The sequence below is a fragment of the Actinomycetospora sp. 2LY8.5 genome (genome assembly GCF_057180585.1).
The window spans coordinates 1-25,418 of record NZ_JBXUHE010000043.1; the positions used below are offsets into that span (position 1 = coordinate 1).

At 68.8% G+C, this 25,418-nt stretch carries 13 protein-coding genes and 1 pseudogene; 2 read left to right on the plus strand and 12 right to left on the minus strand.

Annotation, left to right across the window (positions count from 1 at the left end):
- The first annotated feature begins 255 nt into the window (after window positions 1-255).
- Entirely contained in the window at window positions 256-639 is a 384-nt protein-coding gene (locus AC2A1K_RS29945) for a transposase (RefSeq protein ID WP_483900003.1), read from the plus strand.
- Window positions 640-1,023: 384 nt separating this feature from the next.
- On the opposite strand, the gene AC2A1K_RS29950 is transcribed toward AC2A1K_RS29945, so the two are convergent.
- The 6 genes and pseudogenes from AC2A1K_RS29950 to AC2A1K_RS29975 form a co-directional block, all read right to left on the minus strand.
- Complete coding sequence (locus AC2A1K_RS29950) at window positions 1,024-1,272, minus strand: hypothetical protein (RefSeq protein ID WP_483900004.1); 249 nt, start codon at window positions 1,270-1,272, stop codon at window positions 1,024-1,026.
- Window positions 1,265-1,543 carry a PEP/pyruvate-binding domain-containing protein gene (locus AC2A1K_RS29955; protein ID WP_483900005.1) on the minus strand — a complete coding sequence of 93 codons (279 nt, stop codon included), beginning with the start codon at window positions 1,541-1,543 and terminating at the stop codon, window positions 1,265-1,267. Before AC2A1K_RS29955 ends, AC2A1K_RS29950 begins: the two co-directional genes overlap by 8 nt.
- Complete coding sequence (locus AC2A1K_RS29960; protein WP_483900006.1) at window positions 1,494-2,021, minus strand: cupin domain-containing protein; 528 nt, start codon at window positions 2,019-2,021, stop codon at window positions 1,494-1,496. Before AC2A1K_RS29960 ends, AC2A1K_RS29955 begins: the two co-directional genes overlap by 50 nt.
- Entirely contained in the window at window positions 2,018-3,478 is a 1,461-nt protein-coding gene (locus tag AC2A1K_RS29965; RefSeq protein ID WP_483900007.1) for an FAD-dependent monooxygenase, read from the minus strand. The genes AC2A1K_RS29960 and AC2A1K_RS29965 overlap by 4 nt, the downstream gene beginning before the upstream one ends.
- Before the next feature lie 804 nt (window positions 3,479-4,282).
- Window positions 4,283-4,939: a restriction endonuclease gene (locus AC2A1K_RS29970; RefSeq protein ID WP_483900008.1), complete on the minus strand. Its 657-nt coding sequence runs from the start codon at window positions 4,937-4,939 to the stop codon at window positions 4,283-4,285.
- 436 nt (window positions 4,940-5,375) lie between these two features.
- Window positions 5,376-5,618: pseudogene (locus AC2A1K_RS29975) on the minus strand (IS982 family transposase); the annotation flags it as partial.
- Between the two features lie 615 nt (window positions 5,619-6,233).
- On the opposite strand from AC2A1K_RS29975, the gene ccsB reads away from it, so the two are divergent.
- Entirely contained in the window at window positions 6,234-7,232 is a 999-nt protein-coding gene (gene ccsB, locus AC2A1K_RS29980) for a c-type cytochrome biogenesis protein CcsB (protein WP_483900009.1), read from the plus strand.
- Between the two features lie 65 nt (window positions 7,233-7,297).
- On the opposite strand, the gene AC2A1K_RS29985 is transcribed toward ccsB, so the two are convergent.
- From AC2A1K_RS29985 to AC2A1K_RS30010, 6 genes are all read right to left on the minus strand, one after another.
- Window positions 7,298-8,548 carry a pyridoxal phosphate-dependent aminotransferase gene (locus AC2A1K_RS29985; protein WP_483900010.1) on the minus strand — a complete coding sequence of 417 codons (1,251 nt, stop codon included), beginning with the start codon at window positions 8,546-8,548 and terminating at the stop codon, window positions 7,298-7,300.
- On the minus strand, window positions 8,548-9,867 hold the full coding sequence (locus AC2A1K_RS29990; protein ID WP_483900011.1) for a KamA family radical SAM protein: 1,320 nt from the start codon (window positions 9,865-9,867) through the stop codon (window positions 8,548-8,550). Before AC2A1K_RS29990 ends, AC2A1K_RS29985 begins: the two co-directional genes overlap by 1 nt.
- Before the next feature lie 126 nt (window positions 9,868-9,993).
- Window positions 9,994-11,166 carry a cytochrome P450 gene (locus AC2A1K_RS29995; RefSeq protein ID WP_483900012.1) on the minus strand — a complete coding sequence of 391 codons (1,173 nt, stop codon included), beginning with the start codon at window positions 11,164-11,166 and terminating at the stop codon, window positions 9,994-9,996.
- A 63-nt stretch (window positions 11,167-11,229) separates the two neighbouring features.
- Window positions 11,230-20,586, minus strand: a complete 9,357-nt coding sequence (locus tag AC2A1K_RS30000) for a non-ribosomal peptide synthetase (protein WP_483900013.1) — start codon at window positions 20,584-20,586, stop codon at window positions 11,230-11,232.
- Window positions 20,583-20,804, minus strand: coding sequence for an MbtH family protein (locus AC2A1K_RS30005; RefSeq protein ID WP_483900014.1), 222 nt, complete (start codon window positions 20,802-20,804; stop codon window positions 20,583-20,585). The genes AC2A1K_RS30000 and AC2A1K_RS30005 overlap by 4 nt, the downstream gene beginning before the upstream one ends.
- Window positions 20,801-24,796: a non-ribosomal peptide synthetase gene (locus AC2A1K_RS30010; RefSeq protein ID WP_483900015.1), complete on the minus strand. Its 3,996-nt coding sequence runs from the start codon at window positions 24,794-24,796 to the stop codon at window positions 20,801-20,803. The genes AC2A1K_RS30005 and AC2A1K_RS30010 overlap by 4 nt, the downstream gene beginning before the upstream one ends.
- Between the last annotated feature and the right edge of the window lie 622 nt (window positions 24,797-25,418).

Below are 25,418 nucleotides of genomic sequence, written 5' to 3' on the forward strand. Positions count from 1 at the left end.
TTCAACCAGCTCAAAGCCTGGCGCGGGCTGGCCACCCGCTACGACAAGCACGCCATCAACTACCGCGGCGCGCTCACCTTCCGCGCCCTGCTGGCTTGGCTACCTTGATCCGTCAGACACGGCCTAGTGCGCAGGAGCGCCTCGAACCGGCTCCGAACGTGGACCGTGTCCCCCGGGAACAGCGGTGTGCGGAAGCGGACATCGTCATAGCCCACGAGGGCGTGCAGCCGGACGCCCCGTTCCTCCAGCGGTGGTTTGACCGCGGGCGTCGCCGAGCTGTGGCGCAATCGGCCGGTCGACGAGGTCTATCCCATCGTCTACATCGACGGTATCCGCCTGCGGATCCGGGATAAGGGCGCGGTCACCATCAAGGTCGCCCACCTGGTCGTGGGGGTCGACGTCGAGGGCCGCAAGCACGCGCTGGGCGCCTGGCACCGATGCCACGACCGCGATGCGACGCTTCCTCGCTCGCGGGCCAGCTCGGCGGGTCCTGTGGGTGCTCGCCCGACCAGGTGGTGCATCGCTGCCCACTGTTCATCAGCTGCGCGTGTTCATCAGCTGCGCGCCCTGCTGCGGTTACGGCTGCGAGCGGTGCCTCACAAGGCGGTCGCCATCGAGCCTGTCACGATTCCCGTGTAAGCAACGGGTCGTTGATTCTGTGGAAAGTATCAGAGTTTGAGTCGTCCGGGGAAGTGGATGACCAGGCTGTTGAGCGCGGTCTTCCAGCCGTGGGGCGCGGCGGGCGCCCGCAGCTGACCGAGGCGATGCACGGTTTCCGCGGCGCGCTGGGCATCAAGGTGATCCTGTGTCGACCGCGCGACCCGGAGGCCAAGGGTCTGGTCGAGCGGGCCAACGAGTACCTGGAAGTGCTCTCCGCCAACACTGGTCTCCCCGACCGGCCGCAGCGGGCAGCGCCATCGGCCGGCGACGCTCGCGCGGCGAGCAGGACCTCCGCGGTGGGGCCGCGGCGGCGATGGCGCGGTCATCGAGCAGACCACCACCCGGGAACCCTTCGGGTGTTGGTCAGCCCGGTCGGTTGGTGGCCGGATCGGCGACGAGGTGGCGCCGGCGAATCACGTCGTCGCCGGGCCACGCGGCGCCGAAGCCGGCGTAGGCGCTGCGGAAGTGCTCCAGGGTGGGAGCCCCGAAGCGGGCCGCGCGGCGTGCCGCGATCGCGCGCGCCCGCTCGTCGTCGGGCGCGTCGGGCGCCGGGCGGGGAGGAAGGCCGTCGTCCCCTCCTCTGTCGCGACTCGCGGCGCGCTGCTCAGTCATGACTGACACGGTAGACGGTTGCCTCGGCGGGAACGGGCTCGTCGGCGGTGTCACCGCCGTCGACGCGGACGGTCCGCACGGCCTTGTCCGCGACCGTCCGCTCGCGCACGGTCGCGGCCCGGTCGACAACGGTGCGGTCCGGGGTGACGGCGCCGGAGACGACCGCTTCGCCGAGCCCCCAGGCGGCGTCCACGACCACATTGTCCGCTCCGGTCACCGGGTCACGGGTGAAGGCGACCCCAGCGGCGTCGGCGTCCACGAGCTCTTGCACGACGACGGCGATCGAGACCTGCTCCGGGGCGATGCCGTGGCGTTGCCCAGTCGCGGATGGCCTGGTTCTGCTCGCGTCTGCCCGCGGCGTTGATCCGGGCCAGCCGGCGCAGCGGCGGCACGCGACCCGCGGCCGCCAGCGCCCGGAACTGCTCCTCGAGCGACCCCGCCGGGGTCTCGAGGGTGCGGATCCGGACCGGCCGGTCGGTGGGGTTGGCGAAGCTGTGCGCGACGCCCGGGGGCACGGTCACCGCCGCGCCGGGCCCGAGTGTGCGGCGCTCGCCGCCGACCCGGACCCGCAGCTCGCCGTCGAGAACGGTGAAGGTCTCGGACCCGACGCGGCGCCGGTGCACGGGCGGGCCGGCCAGGCCGGGCGGGAGCACGGCCTCGACCTCGAACGCGGCGCCGCCGGTGTTCGCGCCCTTGCGCAGCACGGTCAGCGCCTCGCCGGTGGGTGGCCGGATGCGGTCGAGGCTCACGGTCGCACCTCTGGCCGGCGCGGCACCGGGCCGGCGCCCCAGCGCGCCAGGGCGATCTCGAGCCCGGTCGGGCTGTCGTCGGCCCAGCCGACGTAGCCGTCCGGGCGGACCAGGCGGTACGGCCCGTCCCCGGTCTCGAGCAACGCCGGCCCGTTCGCCGGCCGCGGCCGATCGCCGGGGCCGGTGAGCACGAACCGCCCACCGCGCAGTGCCTCGTACAGGCGGGTCCCGTCCCGGCCGGTGAGATCCGGCATGCGAACGCCCACCAGGGGGTGGTCACCGGCGGCGCGGGGGTAGGAGAAGCCGATGCCGGTGAGCATCCCGCGGACCCGCCCCGCGGTGGGGGGCAGCGCGAGCACGGTGCGGGCCACCCCGTTGCGGACCGCGCGGGCCAGGGTGGAGCGCAGCAGCGCGGCCCGGATCAAACCCCCGGACAGCCGCAGCACCGCAGCGCCGACCGGGCGGCGCTCGGCGTCGTAGGTGTCGAGCAGCGCGTCGGAGGCCCGCTCGTCGAGCACCGCGGCGAGCTTCCAGCTCAGGTTCGCGGCGTCCTGCAGGCCGGTGTTCATGCCCTGCCCGCCGGCCGGGGAGTGCACGTGGGCGGCGTCGCCGGCGAGCAGTACCCGGCTCTGCCGGTAGGTGGTGGCCTGGCGTTCCTCGCTGTGGAAGCGGGAGATCCAGCGCGGATCGTGCATGCCGAGGTCGGTGCCGTACACCCGGCGGGCGACCTCGGCGATCTCGTCGAGTTCGACCGGGGCGTCATCGGGCAGCTCGGAGCCCGAGCGTCGGGCGATCACCCGGTACCAGCCGTCGCCGTAGGGGACGACGAAACAGAAGCCGTGCGCGTTGCCGTCGACGGTGAGCACGTCCGGTGGCGGGTCGGTCATCCGGACGTCGGCCAGCATCAGCGAGCGCACCACCGACTCGCCGGGGAACCCGAGCCCGAGCTGCTCGCGCACGGTGCTGTGGTGGCCGTCGGCACCCACGACGTAGGCGGCCTCGAGCTCACCGGACTGGCCACCGGTCGTGCCGTCGGACGTGCCGTCGGCGGTCCAACCCACGACGACGGCGTCGCCGCGGTCGCGGACGGTGTCCACCTGCACACCGCGGCGGATCTCTGCTCCCGCCGCCTGCGCGCGGGCCCGCAGGGCGCGCTCGACGTGGTACTGCGGCGTGACCAGCAGGAACGGGTAGCGGCTGGGCAGCCCGGTGAGGTCCACCGCGACCGACCCGAACAGCCGGAACTCGTCGACGGTCGTGCCGGTGCCGACCAGATCGTCGGCGAGCCCGCGCGCGTCGAGCTGTTCCAGCGTGCGGGCGTGCACGGCGAACGCCCGGGTCAGCGGCGACTCGTCGCGCCGCTTCTCCAGCACGGTGACCCCGATACCGGCGACGGCGAGGTCACCGGCGAGCAACAAGGCGGTCGGGCCGGCCCCGACCAGGACGACGCCGCTCATCGGGACGACCTGGTCGCGGCCGCCGCGCCGCGGCTGGTTCGGGCAGGAATCACGAGAACCCCCGGAGGTGCAGGGCGCACAGTATAGCGCCAGTCAATGTATTCATACACTTGATGTAGTTATGAGTCGAGTGCATCTCTCGTCCTGAAGTGCCCGCTCGACGAAGGCCGCCTCGGCGCCAGCCGCGTCACCGGTGACCGGGGGCGGCGCGCAGCAGTCCGCGAGCGACGCCGAAGCGGGCGGCCCCGGGTCTCCGCGCAGCCCACGCCGGTCCGCGCGTGGCCGGCCCTGCATGATGGGCGCCGAGACATCAGGGGATTGCAACCCCCTTGCGAAGGGTGCCCTCGCCGCGTGCTCGACCTGCCCGACCGGTGTTGGCGCCCGCCAAGTGAGCCACGCCGGGCATAGGGCCGCCCCCTGTCGTAGCCGAGCACACGCCGAACCCGATGCCCTCTGGAGTGAGCACCACGCGGTCTACGCTAGGACTGGTTCGGCTTCGCAAACGGCGAGTTGAGCGCGAAGGTGTCCTGCCTGCGCGGCAGACCAGCCCGGAGAAGGGCAAGACGAGGCTGCACCCGATCACCATCCCCGGACGTGCACCGCGCCCTCGCCCCAGCCCCGACGCCAGTCAGCTCTCGTCGCACACCATGATGCGCAGTTCCCCGTCGCTGCGCAGCGCCAGATGCGTCTGGGCGCCGGGATGGTCGCCGCCGTCGACGAGCTGTTCCTGCTCGGGTCGCAGCGCAGCCCGGGGCGGTACTACCCCCAGCGCAATGCATACCTCACATGCAGAGGTGAGACATTTCATACTTCGTTGAGTCGTTGGTATGGCTCACCCCTAACGGCTGCGGCCTCCACCTTGAGGCGTAGAGCATCATCGAAGGCGAAATGCCCGCTCAGAATTAGTGCAAGGTCCTGGCCGTCGGCAAGGATAAGGCGATTATCCTTCCCTTGTCGGTGCAAGTTCACGGCCTCATCGCTGAAGCTATTCATCGAGAGAAAGAACCCTCGCGTCGCGTCAATCCGCCGTTCGACCTTTCCGGCAAATCCGTAGAGGTCAGGGGCGCTAATCGGTTCGGATCGCCGCTTGGATTCGATGAGGTAGCTGAAAGAATCAAGCTTGAACCATCCGTCTACCTGATCGGCGGCCGTCTTGTAGGGCGGACGATACTCTATCTCATAGAGGCGGAATAGCTCGCCGAGCAACGATTCGAGCTCGTACCCGCGACGTTGTGGGCTGTAGCTCTTGTGTAGCGCTATGAAGCGACTATTTAACTCCGCCACACGCTCCTGCCGATCGATGGTTTGAGCTTGTGCCGCTGCGGCGTCCGCCCGCCGCTGGTCACGCTCCGCCTGAGCGGGGTCGACGAGGACGTTCTCTCGCAGCGCTACGCCCTTCAGCCGTTCGAGAGCGTCAACGCCCGCGGCACGATCCGGGACGCTAGGCTCCGGCTCAGTCAAGTTCGCGAACTCCCGCACAATATTCCGCTGAAGCGTCCATCCCCGCGGCCCGTCTCGCTCCAAGTCGTCCAGGATCCCCCGAACAATAGTGAATTTGCTAGTACTAGCGCGGTGACGGTCGTAATGGCTTTGAGCAACGCCCGCACGTCGGAGCAAAGTTTCGAGCCGATTCCGATAGTACAGAGCCGTACCGGCGACCTCAATGCAAGCTTCAAGCGTTGAGAACGGAACTGGCTCGGTTCGTTCCGTCACATCCTGCGGTGACGTCATCCCGCCCCTTACGGACAGCGTTGACTACCCTGGCGAGATATCAACCTACTGGATAGAAGCCAACCGCGGGGTCAGTGAGCGATGTGCTGTGTGGTCCTGCACCGGTGCCAGCCCTCGCACGGCCCACTAGATGATCGATTCCAAGGGGCCTCCACCAGCTCAGTTGGTCGTAGGCCAGCAGTGATCGTTTGATCGGTTGGTTGGTGTGGTCGTTGTGCCAGATCGCTGCGGTCAGGGCCAGGACGCGTTGCACGAATCGAGTCCAGACACCTGCGGGGGTGCGGCCGCAGTGTCGTTCGAGGTCGAGCTGACCCTTGAACCTGTCGTTGACCGACTCGATGGTCTGGCGCAGGGGTTTGAAGAACGCGGCGCCGGCCCGTGGTGCTTCGCCCTGGCGGGCAGGGCGCAGCGGCTCGCGGGCTGCCGGTCGGGTTCGCGCTCACCGGCGCGAAGGCCGACGAACGCCAGACCATCGCGCGGCCGCAGCCGGGCTCGAGGACGCCCAGCTGTGGGGCGGGCACAGCCTGCGCCGCGGATTCGCCACCGAAGCCATCGCCGCCGGCGTCCCCGAACGCGACGTCCAACGCCACGGCCGCTGGCACTCCCGAGCTTCCATGGACCCTTACATCGACGCCGCGCGCACTTTCGACGCGGCTAACCCCACTCACTGGCTATCGTGACGGGAAGCTCAGTTCCCGGAGGCAGGTTGGACCCTGCGGCCGGACACCTCGTCTGTTCGGCCTGGCCAGGGCAAGGTTCTGTCAGGCTCGGCTGCGGTAGTGGTCGGCGGGCCAGCACTCGCCTCGCCAGGGCACCAGTCCACACTTCGTGGGCCCTACTCTTGGCTGGCGGTCAACCACAGCGCGTCGCCCGACTTGATGCGCAATGCCGCCTGCAGGGCCCATCCCGGCGCCCACCTGCACCGCGACCCACAGGCCGGCCCGCTGCCCCCATGCAGCGTGTTCTGGTCCTACATGGTGTAGTTGCCTAGGCGGCTACTGAAGGCGTGGAGGAGTGTGGAGCCGTGACCATCGCGACCTATGGGGACTGGCTCTACGGATCGTCCTGTGGAGTGCTGGCACTCGCGCTGATCTTCCTGTTGGTCGAGCAGGCGTGGGGTCCCCACGCACACGAGGCGGCGGCGGGACGACGCCGCGATGTGCGCCAGCTGCTCGTCGTAGCACACGGTGAGATGTCCTCAGCATCGGCGAGCGCACCGGCGGCGACGGGCACCAAGGAGCCGGCCGGGGCCGGTAGGCCCCAATCGAACCCGTCGGAGCGAGCCGGGCGGATGGGCGTGTCCCTGACCGTCCTGGCAGTCGGGTTACTTTTCGCCGCGATGGCCTGTCGTGCAATTGCGACCGGCCGCGTGCCGTGGGGCAACATGCACGAGTACATCGCGATGATCTGCCTCGTCGGCCTCGTGACCTGGTTGACCATGGTCGCTCGGTACCCGATCCGACACCTCACCGGGTTTGTGGTCCTGCCCGTGATCGTTCTGCTGTTCCTCGGGGGCACATCGCTCTACGTCCCTGCGGGCCCGGTGGTGCCGGCGCTGCGGTCGTACTGGATGGTCATCCATGTCTCGGCGGCCATCATCGGCTCAGGGATCCTGCTGGTGCCCGGCACCGCCAGCGCCCTCTACCTCGTACGCCTACCCTACGAGCAAGGCTCCACCAGGCTGGCGGAACTCGCGCGCCGCCTACCGCCCGCTGACGTCCTAGATCGGCTTGCGTATCGAATGACTGTGATCGCCTTTCCGATCTTCACGTTCGGCGTTATCTGCGGGGCGATCTGGGCCGAGGCAGCCTGGGGCCGATACTGGGGATGGGATCCCAAGGAAACCGTCGCCTTCGTCATGTGGATCGTGCTCGCCGCATACTTGCACTCCCGGGCTACCGCTGGGTGGAGAACCACCCGAGCCGCGGTCATCAACGTCGTGGCCTACGCTATAGGCATATTCAACCTCTTCTTTGTCAACCTCGTTGTCACCGGCCTGCACTCATACGCCGGCGTGGGCTGACGCCACGCCGCGCCCGTCGTAACCGGTCTGGCGGAGGCGTGTCGTTCCGTTCCCTGTACTCATCCTCAGAATTGACCGGTGAGGGTTTCGAGTGCTTTGGAGAGCAGGTCAAGCGGCATCCGAACGTGCGGTAGACTGGTCACGTCGAGGCTTTCCAATGCCTCCAGCTGCTCGTCTCGGCTGTCGCCGTAGACCATGCTGGTGGCGGCGCGGAACCGTAGGGCCTGCGGATCGTCGCCGAAATAGTGTCCGGACAGGACAGCGACTCCGTGCCGTTCCAGGAGATATCGCTGCAGCGCGGCCGAGTCACTGATGCCGAGATCGAGCAGTTGTGCGCGGAAACCTCCAAAGTCGGGATAACAATAGAACCCGCCGGTCGGCCGGCGGTTCGTCCCGCCCGCACGGACCAGCAAGGCGTGTACGGCACTCGCGACCGCCCCGTGCAGCCTTGCGTCTTGCGCCACGCGGTCTCGTAGCTCGGCAGGCTCCGAAAAGGCGTACTCAGCGACCTCTTGCATGGGTCCCGCTAGCGCGGACCACACCTCGCTGGCAATCGAGAGGACCTCGTCACGCAGCGACGACCATCGGCCGTCAGCGGGGAACCGAGCCGCGCCGACCCGCCAGCCGCCCAAGGCCATGCTCTTGCTCAGCCCCGTGAGGACGACCGTCCGTTCCGGGGCCACCTCGGCAGGACTCAGGAAGGGCGTATCGGGGTCGTGTATCAGATCGCGGTAGATTTCGTCGCTGACGATCAGTAGGTCTTCCTGCTCCGCGACCGAACAGACCTCGCGGACGAGTTCGGGTGTCGCAGTCGTCCCGGTTGGATTGTCGGGGATCGTAAGTACGACCAGCCCGACCGTGCCTGTCCCGCTCGCGGCGCGGCGCAGCAGTGCCGGATCGGGCACCCCGCCATGTTCTGCCGGAATCGGAAGCGAGCGTACCAGTTTGCGAGCGAGATGCGCTTGCGGCGCGTAGGTCACCCAGCTCGGCCGGGGCAGCAGCACACAGCCCGGAACCACGAACTGCAAAGCCAGCAACAATGCTTTGCTCCCTGGCCCGAGGACCATCTGGTCAGGGTTGGTCGGTAGCCCACGGCGAGCGAAGTACCCCGCCGCGGCCGCGCGGACGCCTGGGTCTCCCGCAACGGGACCGTAAGCGTTCCGGTGCGCACCGTCCGCCAGCCGTCGAGCCAGCGGAGGGAAGACGGGAAGGCGGGACTCGCCGAAACCGAAATGAGCGATCGCCTCGCCGGTCGCTCGCCGGTGTGCGACGAGCTCGTCGAGCGCGAGGTTGGGCGAGACGGCACGCTTGGTCATCACAGCTCCCCGGCGCTGCGCACAGCCTTCTCGATGTCGTCCGGCGCGTCTGCGGTCAAAGGCACTAGATCGCTCAGCCAAGCGGCCTGCGGGGAGAACAGCGCGCGGAACGGTCTACCGACGAGGTCAGTGTTTCGCGCTTGAAGGAATCTCATCCGGAAGAACCGACCGTCGGGCGCCTCCTCCACGCCATCGACGACGACCTTTCCTGGCGTCGTCGACATGACCGGACCTCGTACGGTGCGGGCGAGGCCGGGCAGGTTCGAATAAGCCGCCTGGAAGATATCCACCGCTCCAACGAGCGGAACCTTGAAGTAGTCATAAGGCCCCGTGTCGCGCTCCACGAACATGTAGTACGGGATGGCGCCCACGGCGAGCTGGTGGCGCCACATGTGGGTCCAGACCGCCGCGTTGTCGTTGACCCGAGCGATGAGCGGCGCCTGGCAGAAGATCAATGCGCCGGTGGCGCGTATACGGGAGATCGCCTGGCGCGCCACGCTGGTGGCCAGCTCGCGACCGTGACTGAAGTGGGCCATGACAGCCAGGTTCCGACCCGAGGCGATCACCTGGTCGAACAGACGGAGCACCCCGTCCGCGTCATCGTCGTCAACGAACCGGCTCGGCCAGTAGGCGAGTGCCTTCGTGCCGATCCGGATGCATCGGACTGTGGGTACGTCGAGGAGCGGCTCGATGTGGGCCCGGAGCCTCTCCGTGCTCATCATCATCGGGTCGCCCCCGGTGACGAGGACGTCCTCGACCTCCGGGTGCTCGCTGAGGTAGGCGATGAGCTGAGACGGGTCGGTTGCCGCGAACCGGGTTTCCGCGGGCCCGACGAACTGGGCCCAGCGGAAGCAGTAGGTGCAGTACGCGTGACAGGTCTGCCCATGCTGCGGGAAGTACAGGATCGTTTCGCGGTACTTGTGTTGCAGACCCGGCATCGGGTCGCCTGCCAGCACGGGCACGTTGAGCTCGCGCTGGCCAGAGGGATGCGGGTTGAGCCGCGACTGGATGTCCCGTACGGCGTCGCGCTCGACGCGCTTCCCGTTGGCGGCGGCGGCCTCGATCTGTCGGACGTCGGCCTCTGGCAGCATCCCGGGCTGGGGGAAGAGAAGCTGGAACATTGGGTCCGCAGGCACATCGTCCCAGTCGATCAGGTGCGACAGGACGTACTCGTTGACCCGGAACGGCAGCACGCGGGATATCACGTCGGCGTAGCGCACGAATTCGTCGTCGAGCGAGTACCGTTTCGCGATCTCGCCGAGGTGACGTGGCCCGTAGGCGCGGTAACGCGCCGTGTCGGCGACTCCGGTGGGATCCATGACCGAGCCTTCCCGTTGTCCGTCGTCCGTTTGCGCAGGCCGGTGGTGGCGAGGCTCGGCCCCGCTCAGCCCCATTGCCGCGGCCGCGGGCGCCGGCGTCGGCGCGTCACCACCCGGCGAGGATGGTCACCACCCGATGGGCATTCTGTGTGGGCTACGGATCATCATTTCCTCCTTCCATTCGATATCGCCAGCCAGGTACAGATCCGGGAGTTCGTGCAGCAGCGCCCGCATCGCTTCCTGGAGTTCGACGCGCGCCAGCGAGGCGCCGGCACAGTGGTGCAGGCCGTGCCCGAAGCCGAGCTGTTGCTCGGGGGGCGCGTCGACTTTCAGCGTGTCAGGATCCGGGAAGCGCAGACTGTCGTGGTTCGCGGCGTCGATGGCCACGAGCACCGGCTCGCCCTTACGGACGAGCGTCGTGCCTACCTGAACGTCCTCCATGGCGTACCGCGGGAACATCGCGGCGATGGCCATCGGGACGAACCTCAGCAGCTCCTCCACGGCCCCGGGGATTAGCGTCGGGTCCGAGCGCAGCAGGATCATGGAGTCGGGGTGCTCGAGCAGGGTGACGATGAAGTTGGGGACCTGACTCGACGTCGTCTCGTGGCCGGCGATCAGCAGTGTGATGCATAGTTCGATCAGTTCGTCCTCCGAGAGCCTGTCCTGGTCGTCCCGGGCGTCGATCAGCGCGGTGATCAGGTCCTCACTCGGAGTGCGCCGGTGATCCGCCACCAGGCCCCGCATGTACTCCCGCAGATTCTCCCAGTTGGCCATCAGCTCCCCGAGCGGCAGGCGGGACGTAGACAGCGCGCCGTCGGTCCACTCGCGGAACCGCGCACGGTCTTCAATCGGCACGCCCATCAGCTCGCAGATCACTGAAACCGGCAGCGGCAGGGCGAACCGGTCTACGAGGTCGACCGGCGGACCCGTCGCAATCATGTTCTCGACCAGGCTCGTCGCGATCTCCCGGACCCTCGGGCGCAGCTGCTCGGCCCGCCGCATGGTGAAGGCCTTGGCGGCGAGCGTCCGCAGACGGGTGTGGTCCGGCGGGTCCATCGAGTTGATGCCGCCAGGCTCCATCTCCGCTCGGATCCTCGGCGCGTCGTGGTTGAACGCCTCCGCGTTGCTGAACCGCTTCTCGCTCAGCACAAAGCGTGCGTCGTCATATCTCGTCACCAGCCACGCCGGTTCTCCGTAGGGCATCTGCACCTGGAGCAGGCCGGGTTGCTTCTGTGCTTCGTAGTATGCCTTGTCCAGCTCCAGGGTGCCGGTCTTGTTGAACGGATAGGAAACGGCCAACGGTCTTCCCTCCCAGGTCTTGCGGTGGTTCTTCCATGCGTCCGCAGAGCGTTCCTGGCCCCCTCACCGCATTCGCCGCAGCACGGGGCGTGCTTTTGTCGCGCCGCCGATGCGGGTCGCTAGGACGGCGGCGGTCGGCGCCTCAAATACGGCCCGGATCGGGACTTCGACGCCCAAAGTCGACCGGATCCGGCTGACTAGGCGTGTCGCCAGTAGCGAATGGCCGCCACGGTCGAAGAAGTTGTCGTCGATCGAGACCGACGGAACTCCTAGAACCTCCGCGAACAATGTGCACAGTGACAGTTCCCGCGCGTTCCGCGGAGGGCGTCCGTCGTGCGCCGGAGCGCCGTAGTCCGGAGCGGGCAGCGCGCGGCGGTCCACCTTGCCGTTCGACGTCAACGGCAGATCAGGGATCACGGTGACCGCTGCAGGGAGCATGTACTCCGGGAGCCGTGCCGCCAGCCACCGCCGCACCTCACGGCCCTCGAGACTGGCGGTTGTGGGCACGATGTACGCCACCAGCTGGCGATCATGTTTGTGATCGTCGCGCAGGACGACGACGGTCTGCCCTACGCCGGGGTGCCCGCCCAGCACGGACTCGACCTCGCCCGGTTCGACCCGGAAGCCCCGCACTTTCACCTGGTCGTCTGCGCGACCCGCGAAGTGCAGGCGGCCGTCGTGCCCCCACCGGGCCAGGTCACCGGTCCGGTACATGCGGGCTCCAGGTGCCCCGAACGGGCACGCCACGAAACGCTGCGACGTCAGCGCCGGCCGGTCTAAGTACCCGCGGGCCAGGCCGTGACCCGCGACGTAGAGCTCTCCGAGCACCCCCCGTGGGACCGGCCGCAGGTACTCGTCGAGGACGAACACCTGCGCACCGTTGATCGGGCGGCCGATCGAGACCTCCCGTGCCAGCGACACCACGTCCATCGTCGTACAGACCGTGGCCTCGGTGGGTCCGTACGCGTTTAGCAGGCGTCGACCGGCCGCCCACCGCGCGGCCAGGGCGGGTGGCAGGGCCTCACCCGCCAGGATGAGGGTCGCGAGATTAGGGAGCCGTTCGTGCACGTCTTCGCCGTTCATGGTTGCCAGCACCGAGGGAGGTAAAGTGACGTGGGTAACCGCCTCTCTCGCCAGGATCGACGCCAACCCGTCGCCCGCCAGCTCGTCGGCGGTCGGAACGACAAGGGTCGCGCCAGCACGGAAGGTCGTCGCCAGCTCGGCCACCATCGAGTCGAAGCCAGGGGAAGAGGACTGGAGGACCCGGTGGTGGGCGCCCAGGTTCTCCGCGCGAACCTGCGCCGCGGCGAGGGCGCCGATCCCGTGGTGTGTGACCTCGACGCCCTTCGGTGTCCCGGTCGACCCGGAGGTGTAGATCACGTAGGCGACGTCATGGGCACCGCCGGTGACCGCGCCCGGGTCGCTGGTCGGGTATCGCTCGAGATCGTCTCCACGCGAGTCGTCGAGCGTGATCGCCGGCTCGCTGTCGCGGAGGATGAGCGACTTCCGCTCGTCGGGATAGTTCGGGTCGATGGGGACGTACGCCGCCCCGGTCTTGGCGACCCCGAGAACGGCCGCCACCAGTAGGGGCGAGCGCTCGAGGATCAGCGCGACGCGGCGCCCGACTCGCGCACCGCCGGCGATGAGCAGGTGCGCGATCCTGTTCGACCAGGCGTCGAGCTGACTGTAACTCCATTCCCGGCCGCAGAACCTCATCGCCACGGCCGCGGGGTCCCGGCCGACCGCGTCGGCGAAGAGGCCGCCGAGCGACGTGCCCGTTTCGACGGGGTGGGTATCTGGCTCCGACCATCGGAGGAGTTCGGTCTCCTCGCCGGGCAGAAGAACGTCCACCAGCCCGAGCCGGGTGGTGGGCTCGGAGACGACCTGGGTCAAGACGTGGTTCCACCGCGCCACCACCGCCTCGACAGTCCTCGCGTCAAACAAATCCGTGGAGTACACCGCGGCACCGGAAAGGCCCGCCGGGTCCCCTGCCGCGGTGTGGTGTTCCGTGAGGCTGAGGGTGAGGTCGAGCGGGGATGTGTCGACCGAGACGGGCTCCGTCCGCACGTCCGCGCCGTCAAGTCGAAGCGTGTCCGAGGCGTCGCTTTGTAGTGCGAGCGCCACCTGGAACAGGGGGTGACGAGCCATGGAGCGGGGAGGGTTCAGCAGTTCCACGAGGTGCTCGAAGGGGACGTCTTGGTGGTCGTAGGCGCCGATGCTCTTGTCGCGCACCTGGCGTAGGACGTCGAGGAAAGATGGATCCCCGGAGGTGTCCGTACGGAGCACCCAGTAATTGACGAAGAACCCAATCACGCCCTCGAGCGCCTTGTCGACGCGCCCGGCGATTGGTGCGCCGATGGTGGTGTCTGTCCCGGCGCCCATCTTCGTCAATAGCATCGCAAGCGCTGCGTGCAGCACCATTGACAAGGTCGCGCTGTTCTCCCGAGCGACGCGCGACAACCCGGCGTGCAGTTCGCGATCGATCGCGACGGCCAGCACGCTGCCCGAATAGGAGGCCACGGTGGGGTAGGGCCGGTCGGACGGGAACGATACGACCTCCGGCGAGTTCCGCAGCTCGGCGAGCCAGTAAGCGGTCTGCTCGTCGTAGAGGCCGTGGGGATCCCCGTGGTCGGCTAACAGCGCACGTTGCCACAGGGTGTAGTCGGCGTACTGGGCCGTCAGCGGCTCCCAGGAGGGCGAGGCGCCGTGCCGGCGTGCTGCGTAGGCCTTCGCGAGGTCGTCCGTCAGCGGTCCCAACGACCATCCGTCGCCCGCGATGTGGTGCAGCAGCACCAGCAGGACGAACTCGTCTTCGCGTACCCGGAACAGCGACAACCGGATCGGGAGCTCGGTGGTCAGGTCGAACGCGTGCCGGGTCATCCGCAGGAGCGCGTCGGCGATCTCGTCGTCCGCCACGTCCTCTTGATGCCAGGGGATCCGTGCGCGTTCGGGGTCGACAATGTGCTGGTACGGCTCGCCGTCGACCTCGGTGACCGTCGTCCGCAGCGACTCGTGGCGTGCGAGGACGTCAGAGAAGGACCGTTTGAGTGCCTCGACGTCGAGCGTGCCCGACACCCGCCATGCGAGCGGGGTGTTGTAGAGGGCGGAGCCGCCCTCCATGCGATGTACGAACCACAGCCGGCGCTGACCGAAGGACAGAGGTAGCGCGTCGGGGCGCGGCCCGGCTGAGAACGGTCGCCGGACGTGGGCGTCGGAACGTCGGGTGCGCTCCGTGAGCTCGGCGACCGTGGGACCGTCGAAGACGGTCCGCACCGAGACTTCGACGCCGAGGACCGTCCTTATCCTGCTGATGAGCCGGGTCACCAGCAGGGAATGGCCGCCACAGTCGAAGAAGTCGTCGTCGATCGACACCGGCGACAGGCCGAGAAGCTCGGCGAACAGCCCGCACAGCAGCTCTTCGCGAAGGTCGCGCGGACCGCGGCCGCCGATGGCCGAACGATAGTCGGGCGCCGGGAGGGCACGGCGGTTGACCTTGCCGTTCGCCGTCAACGGCAGGTCGTTGACCACCACGACGGCCGCCGGGACCATGTGCTCAGGAAGCCGCCTCGCAAGCCAGCTGCGCAGCTCCGCGCCCTCAACGCGGTTCAGGGCCGGCGTCACGTACCCCACCACCCGGCAGTCACCACCGTGATCGTCGCGAGCGAAGACGAAGGCTTGCCCGACCGCTGGGTGGCGCCGCAGGGCCGCTTCGATCTCTCCGGGCTCGACCCGAAAACCGCGCACCTTCACCTGGTTATCGACGCGCCCGACGAAGTACAGAGACCCGCCGGAACCCCACCGGACCAGGTCCCCGGTCCGGTACATCCGGGAGCCGGCCGGCTCGAACGGACACGCCACGAAACGCTCGGCGGTCAGGCCCGGTCGCCCCACGTAGCCGCGCGTGACGCCGTGACCACCGACGTACAGTTCCCCCACCACGCCCCGGGGTACCAGTCGCAGATGCTCGTCCAGAACGAAAGTCCGCGTGCCGTCCATCGGTCGCCCCATGGTCACCGGGTCGGTCTCGACGTCGGCCGGCGTCAGGACCTGGCAGGTGGAGAACGTGGTGGTCTCTGTGGGTCCGTAGCTGTTCAGGACCGCCGCGCCCGGGCTGCCGCGCATCACCTGCCGGAACGGTTCGGCCGTCACGACGTCGCCGCCCGTCCATATGGACTCGACGGCAGCGAGGCAGTCGGGATGGTTCTCCGCGACGGCGACGAACAGCCCGGCCGTCAGGCAGAGACCGGTCACCTTCCCGGACATGATGCTCTCGGCGAGCGCCCCGACGTCGGCGCGGCCCGGTGGGTGTACGACGACTGTACCGCCGGTGAGTAGCGGCACCCAGAGCTCGTAGGTCATTGGGTCGAACGTCTGGGGGGCGTGTGCCAGGACCCGGCGATGCTCCGCCCCCCAACAGGAGTCGTCCACGAGGTCGAGGACGTTCGCGTGAGTGACCTCCACGCCCTTCGGCTCGCCCGTCGAGCCGGATGTATAGATGACGCACGCCGCATCGCGCGGGTCGGCCGCGGGGAGGGGCCGATGTCGGCCGTCGGGGAGGTCGTCGTGCCCGAGCCGAGCCCACTCGGCGTTGAGGGTGACGATCGAGGCGGTATCGTCGATCATGAACGCGCGACGCTCGGGCGGGTAGTGCGGATCGATCGGGACGTAGGCGGCGCCGAGCTTGACGATGCCCAAGATCGTCGCGACGAGCAGTGGCGATCTCTCCAGGACAATGGCGACGCGCCGACCCGGTCCGGCTCCGAGCCCCGCCAGGTAGTGTCCGATTCGATCGGACCACGCGTCGAGCTCGCGATAGGTCCAGCGGCGTCCCTCGAAGACCACGGCAGTTGCCGCGCCGTGTTCCGCGGCGGTCCGGCGGAACGTCTCGGTGAGGGTGGAGGTCCTCGCGGCTCGACCCGCGCCCGACCATTCCAGCATTCGTTCCGCTTCACCTGGGAGCAGCACTTCGACCCCGCTCAGGGGGGCATCGGGATCGGCGACGAGCTTCCGCAGCGTCCGTGTCCAGCGGGCGATTAGCTCGGCGACGGTCGCGCGGTCGAACAAGTCCGTGGAGTACACGGCCGTGGCCGCGATGCCGGCGGGCGACCCGTTCGAGGTCGTCTTCTCGACCAGGCTCAAGGCCAGCTCGAAATGGGACACTCCGGGCTCGACGCGCTCCGGGTACGACGACAGACCGTCCAGCTCGAGAGGGGCGGCGTCGCTCTGGAGCGCAAGCAGGACCTGGAAGAACGGATGCCGCGCGCCCGAGCGCGCCGGGTTGAGGACTTCCACCAGGTGCTCAAAGGGGATGTCCTGGTGCTCGTAGGCGCCGAGGCTCTTCTCGCGCACGCGCCGCAAGACCTCCGCGAAGGTGGGTTCGCCCGAGGTGTCCACCCGCAACACGACAATGTTGACGAAGAACCCAATCACGTCCTCGAGGACGTAATCCGTGCGGCCCGCGACGGGGGAGCCGATGGCCACGTCGGTGCCGGTGCCGAGCCGGGTCAGGAGGACGGCCAGCCCCGTGTGCAGGACCATCGCCAGGGTGGCCGAATGGTCGCCGGCGACCCGCAGGAGTGCGGCGTGCAAGTCGGCGTCGAGACGGAACTCAACGACGTCTCCAGAGTTCGAGGGCGCCGTCGGGCGGGGGCGGTCCACCGGGAGCTCCACCGGGCCGGACAGATCCCGCAGCTCGTCGGTCCAGTATGCGATCTGGCGCCGGTACAGGCTCTCGGGGTTCTCCCGGTCGCCCAGCAGCGCGTGCTGCCACATTGCGTAGTCGGCGTACTGGGCCGGCAGCGGCGCCCAGGACGGTGCGAGACCCGAGCTGCGGGCGCGGTAGGCCGTCCCTAGGTCGCGGGCCAGCAAGTCCATCGACCACCCGTCGCCCGCGATGTGGTGGAGCACGACGAGCACTACGTGGGTCCGGGGGTCGAGCTCGACGAGACGGAACCGCACGGGCACATCCGTGGTGAGGTCGAACGGGTGGCGGGCCTCGCTGCGCAGAGTGGCCTCGACATCGGCCTCGCGCACCCATAGTCGCGACCAGGGCAGCTCGATCTCTGCGGGATCGAGGATCTGCTGGTGGAGCTCGCTGTTCGTCTCGACGAACAGCGTCCGGAGCGATTCGTGGCGCACGACGAGGTCCTCGACCGCACCGCGGAGCGCTGGGACGTCGAGGACACCCTGCAGCCGCCACGCCAGGGGGATGTTGTAGGTGAAGGAGCCGTCGTCCAGTGCGTGCGCGAACCAGAGCCGCCGCTGACCGAACGACGCCGGAAGCGGGTCCGGCCGCCAGCAGGGCCGCAGCGGCGGTCGGACCGTCGCGTTGGAGCGCGCCATCCGTTCGGCCAGGCCAGCGACGGTGGGGGTGTCGAACACGGCCTGCATCGGCAGCTCGACGCCGAGATCGGCACGGATCCGACTGATGAGCCGGGTGACAAGCAGCGAGTGCCCTCCGAGATCGAAGAAACTGTCGTCGACGAAGATCGACGGAACGCCCAGCACGGTGCGGAACAGTCCGCACAGCAGCTCCTCCTGCGGTGTCCGGGGTGAGCGCCCGCCGACGCCGGACGGATACTTCGGGGACGGCAGCTCGCTGCGGTCGACTTTCCCGTTGATCGTCAGGGGGAAGGCGTCAAGGATGGCGACCGCCGCCGGGACCATGTGCTCGGGGAGGCGCTGGGCCAGCCAGCGGCGAACACGGTCCCCCTCGACCCCGGGACCGGCGACGGCGTACGCGGTGAGGCGGCGTTCCCCCGCGTCGTCCTCGTGAATACGGACGACGGTCCGGCTGACGCCGGGATATCCCTGCAGCACTGACTCGATCTCGCCCGGCTCGATGCGGAAGCCCCGCAACTTCACCTGCTCGTCCGCCCGGCCGACGAACGACAGCCGGCCGTCGGCGTCCCACCGCACCAAGTCGCCGGTCCGGTACATCCGGGTTCCGGCGGGTCCGAACGGGCAGGCCACGAAACGCTCGGCCGTGAGGTCCGGGCGTCCCGCGTAACCTCGCGCCACACCGTGGCCTGTCACGTAGAGCTCGCCTACGACGCCCGGCGGAACAAGCCGAAGGTCGTCGTCCATGACGAACGTGCCCCAGCCGGGGAGGGGCGCGCCCACGGGCACCGCGGCCTCGTCGGCCAACGGCGCCGCGGCATCGATCCAAGCGAGCGTCACGTGGACGGTGCACTCCGTGATGCCGTACATGTTCGCGTAGGAGGTCGGGTCCTGCGCGTGCTGGGCGTGCCAGGCGCGCAACGCGGACGGGTCGAACGCTTCGCCACCGAATACGATGGTCCGCAAGGACGCGCCGACACCGTGGTGGTGCGCCGAAGCGAGCGATGCCAGGTTCCCGAACGCCGACGGCGTGATGCTGAGCACGCTGACCCGGTGCTCCCGGATCAGCGACAGGAAGCGTTCCGGGTCGCGTGTCGTCTCCCGGGGCACGACGACGAGCCGCGCGCCGTGCGTGAACGCGCCCCACATCTCCCAGACGGAGAAGTCGAAGGAAGCCGAGTGGAACCACGTCCAGACGTCGTCGGCCCCGAATGCGAAGAGAGTCCGGGTCGAGGTCATCAGGGCGACGGCGTTGCGGTGCGTGACCTCAACGCCCTTGGGTCGGCCGGTCGACCCGGACGTGTAGATCACGTAGGCCACGTTCGAGGGGTCGACGACCGTGTCCGGCTCGACCGCGGACTGGTGGTCGAGGCAGGCCCCGCCGAGGGTCTCTTCGTCGAGGACGGTCAGCGCCTCTGCGTCGGCCAGCACGAGGTCGATCCGCTCCCGCGGATAGTCAGGATCCACGGGGACGTAGGCGGCCCCGGTCTTGGCGACCGCCAGGACGGCGACGACGAGCAGGGGTGAGCGACCGAGAAGGAGGGCGACCCGTTCCTCGGGACCTGCTCCGTGCTTCAGGAGGTACCGAGCCAGGCGATTCGACCACGCGTCCAGCTCGCCGTAGGTCCACCTCCGGTCTCTGTGGACCAATGCCGTCGCCCCGGGGCCCCTTGCGACCTGCTCGGCGAACAGCTCCGGCAGGGTGGCGGCCACCGGGGCAATGTCCGGTTCGGGTCGCGACCAGCCGACGATGCGATCATGCGCCGGGTTTCCGACGAGGTCGACGTCGCCGATCGTCGTGCGGGCTCCGGACTCCGCGATGTGCGTGAGGAGCGTGAGAAGGCGTTCCCGGTGGCCCTCCAGCTCGCGGTCGCCGTAGAGGTCGACGTTCGCGTGAAGCTCGACGAGAAGGCGTCCGCCCGCCGTCTCCTGACCGACCACCGCTATGTCGTAGGCAGGTACCCACTCCTGGTGAAACGTCGCCGGGCTGTCCCCGAAGGGAATGTTGTCGGGGTACGGGCTCTTGATCACGAGCAGACCGAAGTACGGGTCGGGTGTCCGCCGGAGATAGTCACGCCGCACGTCCTCGCCCCGGTAGCGCTGGTGCGCCACCAGACCGCGCACCTCGGCCGCGACACCGCCCGCTAGGTCTGCCCACGTCGCATGGCGGGGGACGTCCATCCGCACCGGCAGCACGTTTGCGGTCGTCGTCGGCACCCGCCGCGCGGTCGGCGTCCCGCGCCCGCTTACCGCCATGCTGAGCATGACCTCGGACTCACCGCGGACCCATGCTGCGTACGCTGCGACGGCACCCGTCATCAGCTGGAACCAACTCGTCCCCGCGGCCTCGGCCGCCCGCTTCATCCCGGTGAAGACCTCGGGGGACAGCGTGATCGTGCGTCGCCTCGTCCGGTGCACGGGCAGCGCGCGCCCGGAGAGGTAGGTCCCCGTCGGATTCCCGTGCATCCGCGCTTGCCACCACTGCGCGTCGTCGGCGAAGCCCGACGAGTCACGGTACCGCCGGCCCTCCTCGAGGTGGTCGGCGAGCGCGCCGAACGGCGGAGGAGGTGCCGGCCGCTCCGAGACCAGGGCGGAGTAAACGACGCCGATGCGTTCTGCGACTTTGGTCATCGCGACGCCGTCGGCCACGATGTGGTGGTAGCAGAGAAAGAAGTACCACGATTCTTTCGCCAGTCGGAGGAGGGCGTAGTCCATCGGCGGGCGTCCCGACAGGTCGAATGGGACGCGCCGTCGGACCTCCATCCATTCGAGCGCGGCATCGCGTGGGTCGTCGCGGCGGCTCAGGTCGACGATGTCGATCTTCGGATCCACGACCGGCAGGATTCGCTGCACCACGACGCCGTCGACGTCCTCGAAGACCGCTCGGAGGGTGTCCGCTTCGGACACCATCCGGCGGGTGGCGGCGATCAGCGACCGGGGATCGATGGGCCCACGGATGTTGAGATACGCGTGGAAGTTGCAGACGTTCTTCTGCTCGTCGAGCAGATGGCTGAGCCATATGCTCTCCTGCGCCGACGAGAGAAGGTGGACCTCGGCTTCTGGCTGCCCGTCAAGGCTCATTCCGGGTGGACCTGGTTCTCCATGGCGTAGACCAGGCTGCGCGGGCGCATATCTGTCCAGTACTCGGAAATGTGCGTGAGACATGCATCGCGTGTTCCGGCCCCGTGACTCACAGCCCATCCGGCGGGGACCTCAACGAATGCGGGCCACAGGCAGTACTGCCCCTCGTCGTTGACCAGCGCGTAGTACTGCCCTTCGGGATCCTCGAACGGATTCACGTCGCCGCCCCCTGCTGTCGGATATTGGTTGCGCGGAGGCCCTCGCCGTCCGCGTTCGTCGAACCGTCCAGCCACGGCTCGAGAGTTCGCCCGATGCTGGCCAGCGCCGCCGGGCTCGTCATCTGGTCGTGCGTGCAGTCGAGGTAGTGCACGTCGAGGTGGCCGTCGATATGGCTGCTCCACGCTTCGGGTGCGGGAGCGTCCTCGGGCCGGCCCACCGCCGCGGCGAAGACGATCGCGTCACCATGGAAGAGCCCGGGCGTGAAGTCGCGAAGAAGCGCGCTGCTCCGGCTCATGAGATGGGTAATGGCGAGGAAGCGTTCCTCGTCGATCGCCGCGGCCAGACCGGCCCGCTGACGCAGGACTGCGACCGCCGTGGCCGGGGCCAGGGTGGCGGCGTCGAGCTCGGCCGAATCGCAGCCGAATAGGTGCAGCACGTCGACCATGAGGTCCTGGGGTGCGGCGTCGGCCGGTGCCCACCCCGGGTAACCGTCGAGGAGCGCGAGCAGACCGATGCTCTCGCCCTCCTCCTGGAGTCGGGTGGCCACCGCGTGGGCGACGACGGCTCCCAGGGACCAGCCGAGCAGGCAGTAGGGACCGGTCGGCTGCCGGTGTCGGAGCTGCTGGACGTAGTCGGCCGCCATCTCAGTGATCGTCGACGGCACCGGCTCTCCCCGGGCCAGCCCGCGTGCCTGGATGCCGTAGACGGGATGAGCCACATCGACATGGCGCAGCAGACCGGCGTAGGACCAGCTCAGGCCGCCGGCGGGATGGAAGCAGAACAGAGGCGTCGCCGTGCCGCTCGCCCGGAGCGGTAGGAGGACGTCCAAGGTCGTGTCGTGGTCGCCGATGCCCAGCCGGTGGGCGAGGCCGGCGACGGTAGGCGCCTGGAACACGGCGCTCAGTGCCAGCTCGGTCCCGAGGGTGGCCCGGACCCTGTCGATCAGGCGGAGAGCCATCATCGAATGCCCGCCGAGATCGAAAAAGTCGTCGTGTACCCCGACCTCCGGCAGGTCGAGCGCTTCGGCGAAGAGCTCGGCGAGGATCTTCTCCTTGGGAGTCGCGGGGAGCGCGCCGGGCCCGTCGGTCCGGAACGTCGGTCCGGGCAGTGCCGCGCGGTCGAGCTTGCCGTTGGGTGTCGTGGGCAGGCTCTCGAGGACGACGATGCCCGCTGGCAGCATGTAGTTGGGTAACCGGTCCCGCGCGAAACCCTGCAGGTCGGGCTCGCTCTTGTCGCCCTCCGGCACGACGTAGGCGATCAGGCGATTGGTGCCCATGCCATCAATTTGGGGGACGACCGCCACCTGGGCCACGGCGGGGTGCTCCGCCAGGACCGCCTCCACCTCACCGGTTTCGACGCGATACCCACGGATCTTGACCTGGTGGTCGGCCCGCCCGACGAACACCAGTTCGCCGTCGGCGGTTCGCCGGACGAGGTCCCCGGTGCGATACATGCGTCCGCCTGGCGGGCCGTAGGGGCAGGCGACGAAACGGACGGCGGTCAGGGCGAACCGGTTCGCGTAGCCACGCCCCACGCCTGCGCCCGTGATGTAGAGCTCGCCGACGACGCCGGGGGGTACCGGTTGAAGGCCCCGCCCGAGGACGAGCACGTGCGTCCCGTCGACCGGGTCCCCCAGAGGCGCTGTGTCGTCGGATTCAGTGGCGAGCGGGTCGCTGATCGTGGCGATCATGGTGCACTCCGTGGGTCCGTACACGTTGATCACCCGTTGGCGGCCGGACCACTGCGCGATGACGTGGGGCGGGGCCGCTTCACCCACTAGCATCACCGTCGTCCCGGCGGGCAGGCCTACATCCACGGGGATGGCACTCAGCGCGAGCGGCGGGAGGGTCACGTGGGTGATGCGCATTTCGGCGGCGACCCTGCCCAGCGCGGGCCCGGGCACCAGTTCCTCCTGCCGGGCGAGGACGACGGCCCCGCCGACGAGGAGCGCCATGCACAGCTCCCACACCGACCCGTCGAAGCTGGGCGAGAAGAACTGCAGGACACGACTGTCGGCGTCGACCCCCAGCCGCGCTCGCTGCGAGGACACGAGCGCCGCGAGGCCGGCGTGGGGTGTCACCACCGCCTTGGGTGCGCCGGCGGAGCCGGAGGTGTAGGTCAGGTAAGCCGCGTGCTCCGGGAGCAGCGGGCCGTGCCGGTCGACGTCGCCAGGCGCTCTCGTGGACCGCCCGGCAAGCTCGACCACGGTGTCCGGCGCATCGATCGTGAGCCGGTCGAGCGCCGCGACGTCAACCATCGCCGCGGTGGCCTGCGTCTGTAGGAGGAGCACCGGGCGCGCGTCCTCGATCATGAATCGGATCCGGGCGACCGGATAGGTGACATCCAGCGGGAGGAAGGCCGCGCCGGCCTTCGTCGTCGCGAGGAGGGCGGCGACGAGATCGACCGAGCGTGGCAGAGCGACGCCGACGACGTCCTCGGGGCCGACTCCTCGGGCAATCAGGGCGTGGGCGAGCCGGTTCGCCCGTGCCTCCAGCTCGCCGTACGTCACGGTCGACGCGGCGCTCACCACAGCGAGGGCGTCGGGACGGCTGTGGATCTGCCGCTCGAACAGGTCGGGAAGCGTCGCGGTGGGCCGCCGGGGCTCGGGTGCCACCACCCGCGCCGCGCGCTCGGCGTCGGTGCGCACGTCGATTCGCGTGATTGGAATCGCGGGCTCCCGGGTCGCGGTGTCCAGCAGCCGCACCCAGCGATCCGCCAGGTGAGCGACGGTGGCCCGGTCGAAGAGGTCGGTCGAGTACTCGACAAACCCGTAGAGCCCCGCCGGGTTGCCCGCGTCGTACCGCTCCCACAGGTTGACGCTCAAGTCAAACGCCGAGCTACCGACCGACGGCGCGAGGTGGACCGGCTCCACATCGAGATGCGCGAGCTCCATGTGGGCCGCCGGCTCATTCTGCAGGATCAGCATTACCTGGAAGAGAGGTGCATGCGCGGGTGAGCGCAGTGGGCTCACCATCTCGACCAGCTGCTCGAACGGGATGTCCTGATGCTCGTACGCCGCGATGGTCTTCCGGCGACTCTGCTCCACCAGCTGGAGGAACGACGGGTGGCCCGTGACGTCGGTGCGCAGGACCAGGGTATTTACGAAGAACCCGATGAGGTCGTCGAGGCCCTCGTCGGTGCGACCGGCGATCGGCGCGCCCACGCAGACGTCGGTGTCCCCGCCCAGAAGGGAGATCAGCGCCGCGAGGCCACCGTGCAGCGTCATAAAGAGGCTGGCTCCAGTGTCGCGCGCCACGGTGTTTAGCCGCCAGTGCGTGTCGGCACCTATGTCGAACGTCTGGAACGCCGTGCGCCGGCTCGACTCGGGAGGACGTGGGCGGTCAAACGGCAGCGAGACGGCGTCGGGGATCCCGGCGAGCTCTCGTCGCCAGAAGCGCGACTGGGTGGCGAGAACGCTGTTCTCGTCGTCCGCGTTGCCTAGCAGCTCCCGCTGCCACAACGTGTAGTCGGCGTACTGGACTGGCAGCGGTGCCCACGCCGGTGCGAGCCCCCGCTGCCGGGCCTCGTACGCCGTAGCCAGGTCGGCGGCCAGGGGCGCCATGGACCAGCCGTCGCTGGCGATGTGGTGGGTCACGACGAGCAGGACGTGCTCGTCGGGCCCGAGGCGGAACAACGAAGCACGGATCGGGAACTCGCTCGCGAGGTCGAACGGCCGACGGGACTCCTCCCGCAGGGTCTCGAGGAGAGCCTCGCCGGACACCGACCGGACGCTCCACGGCACCGCTGCCTGGCTCTCGGCGGCGATCACTTGATGGGGCTCGTCGTCTTCGGCGATCGTCGTCCTCAGCACCTCATGGCGGCGCTGCACGTCGTCCACGGCCGAGTGGAGGGCATCGAGGTCCAGCGCTCCGTGCAGCCTGTGGACGAGCGGAACATTCCACGTCCCGCCCAAACCTTCCATGCGGTTCAAGAACCACAAGCGCTGCTGCGCGTAGGACAAGGGAATCATGCCAGGAGTCCCCGCTCGCATGGCCCGCAGCGCCAGCCGAGCGCTCGAACCGTCCCCCCGTCGCGATCAATCCGGCCAGTGCCCTTGCAGGCCGCCGAGCCGTGCGGTCGAGGAGACCACGCTCCCGCTCGGCCGCCACTAGCGTCGAGCCGATCGAGCAGCTTGCCCATCGCCTTCGGCACCACGACCCCCGGATGGCTCTTGTCGGAGCTCGTCGTCCTGGCGTCGACCCCCCTGGGGAGCAAGCGTCGTCGATCACAAGGTGAGGTCATGAGCGAACCCCTGTCGCAGTGGGTCCACCTAGGGGACACGCGTCGCCGGTCGACAGCCTCTCTCCACGGTCGCTCTCACACTCCGTCACGAGACGCGGACATTCGAGTTCGAATGGTGCCGCGGATGGCGCAGTCGACAGGCGTCCAACACTTTCAGAGAGGAGTCGAAGACCATTGTCGATCAGTGCACCAAAGTCGATCAGTGGGCCAACCGCTACTGAGATGCTCTCGCGGCAACCCGCCAGAGGAGATACTCGAGAGACCCGGTCGCTGCCGTCTCGACACAGAGAAACACGCGTCGCGGAGACCTGTCAACCGTCGTATACAGGAGGTGTGGCCGGGGAGTCAGGTCCAGTTGTGGACATCGCTTC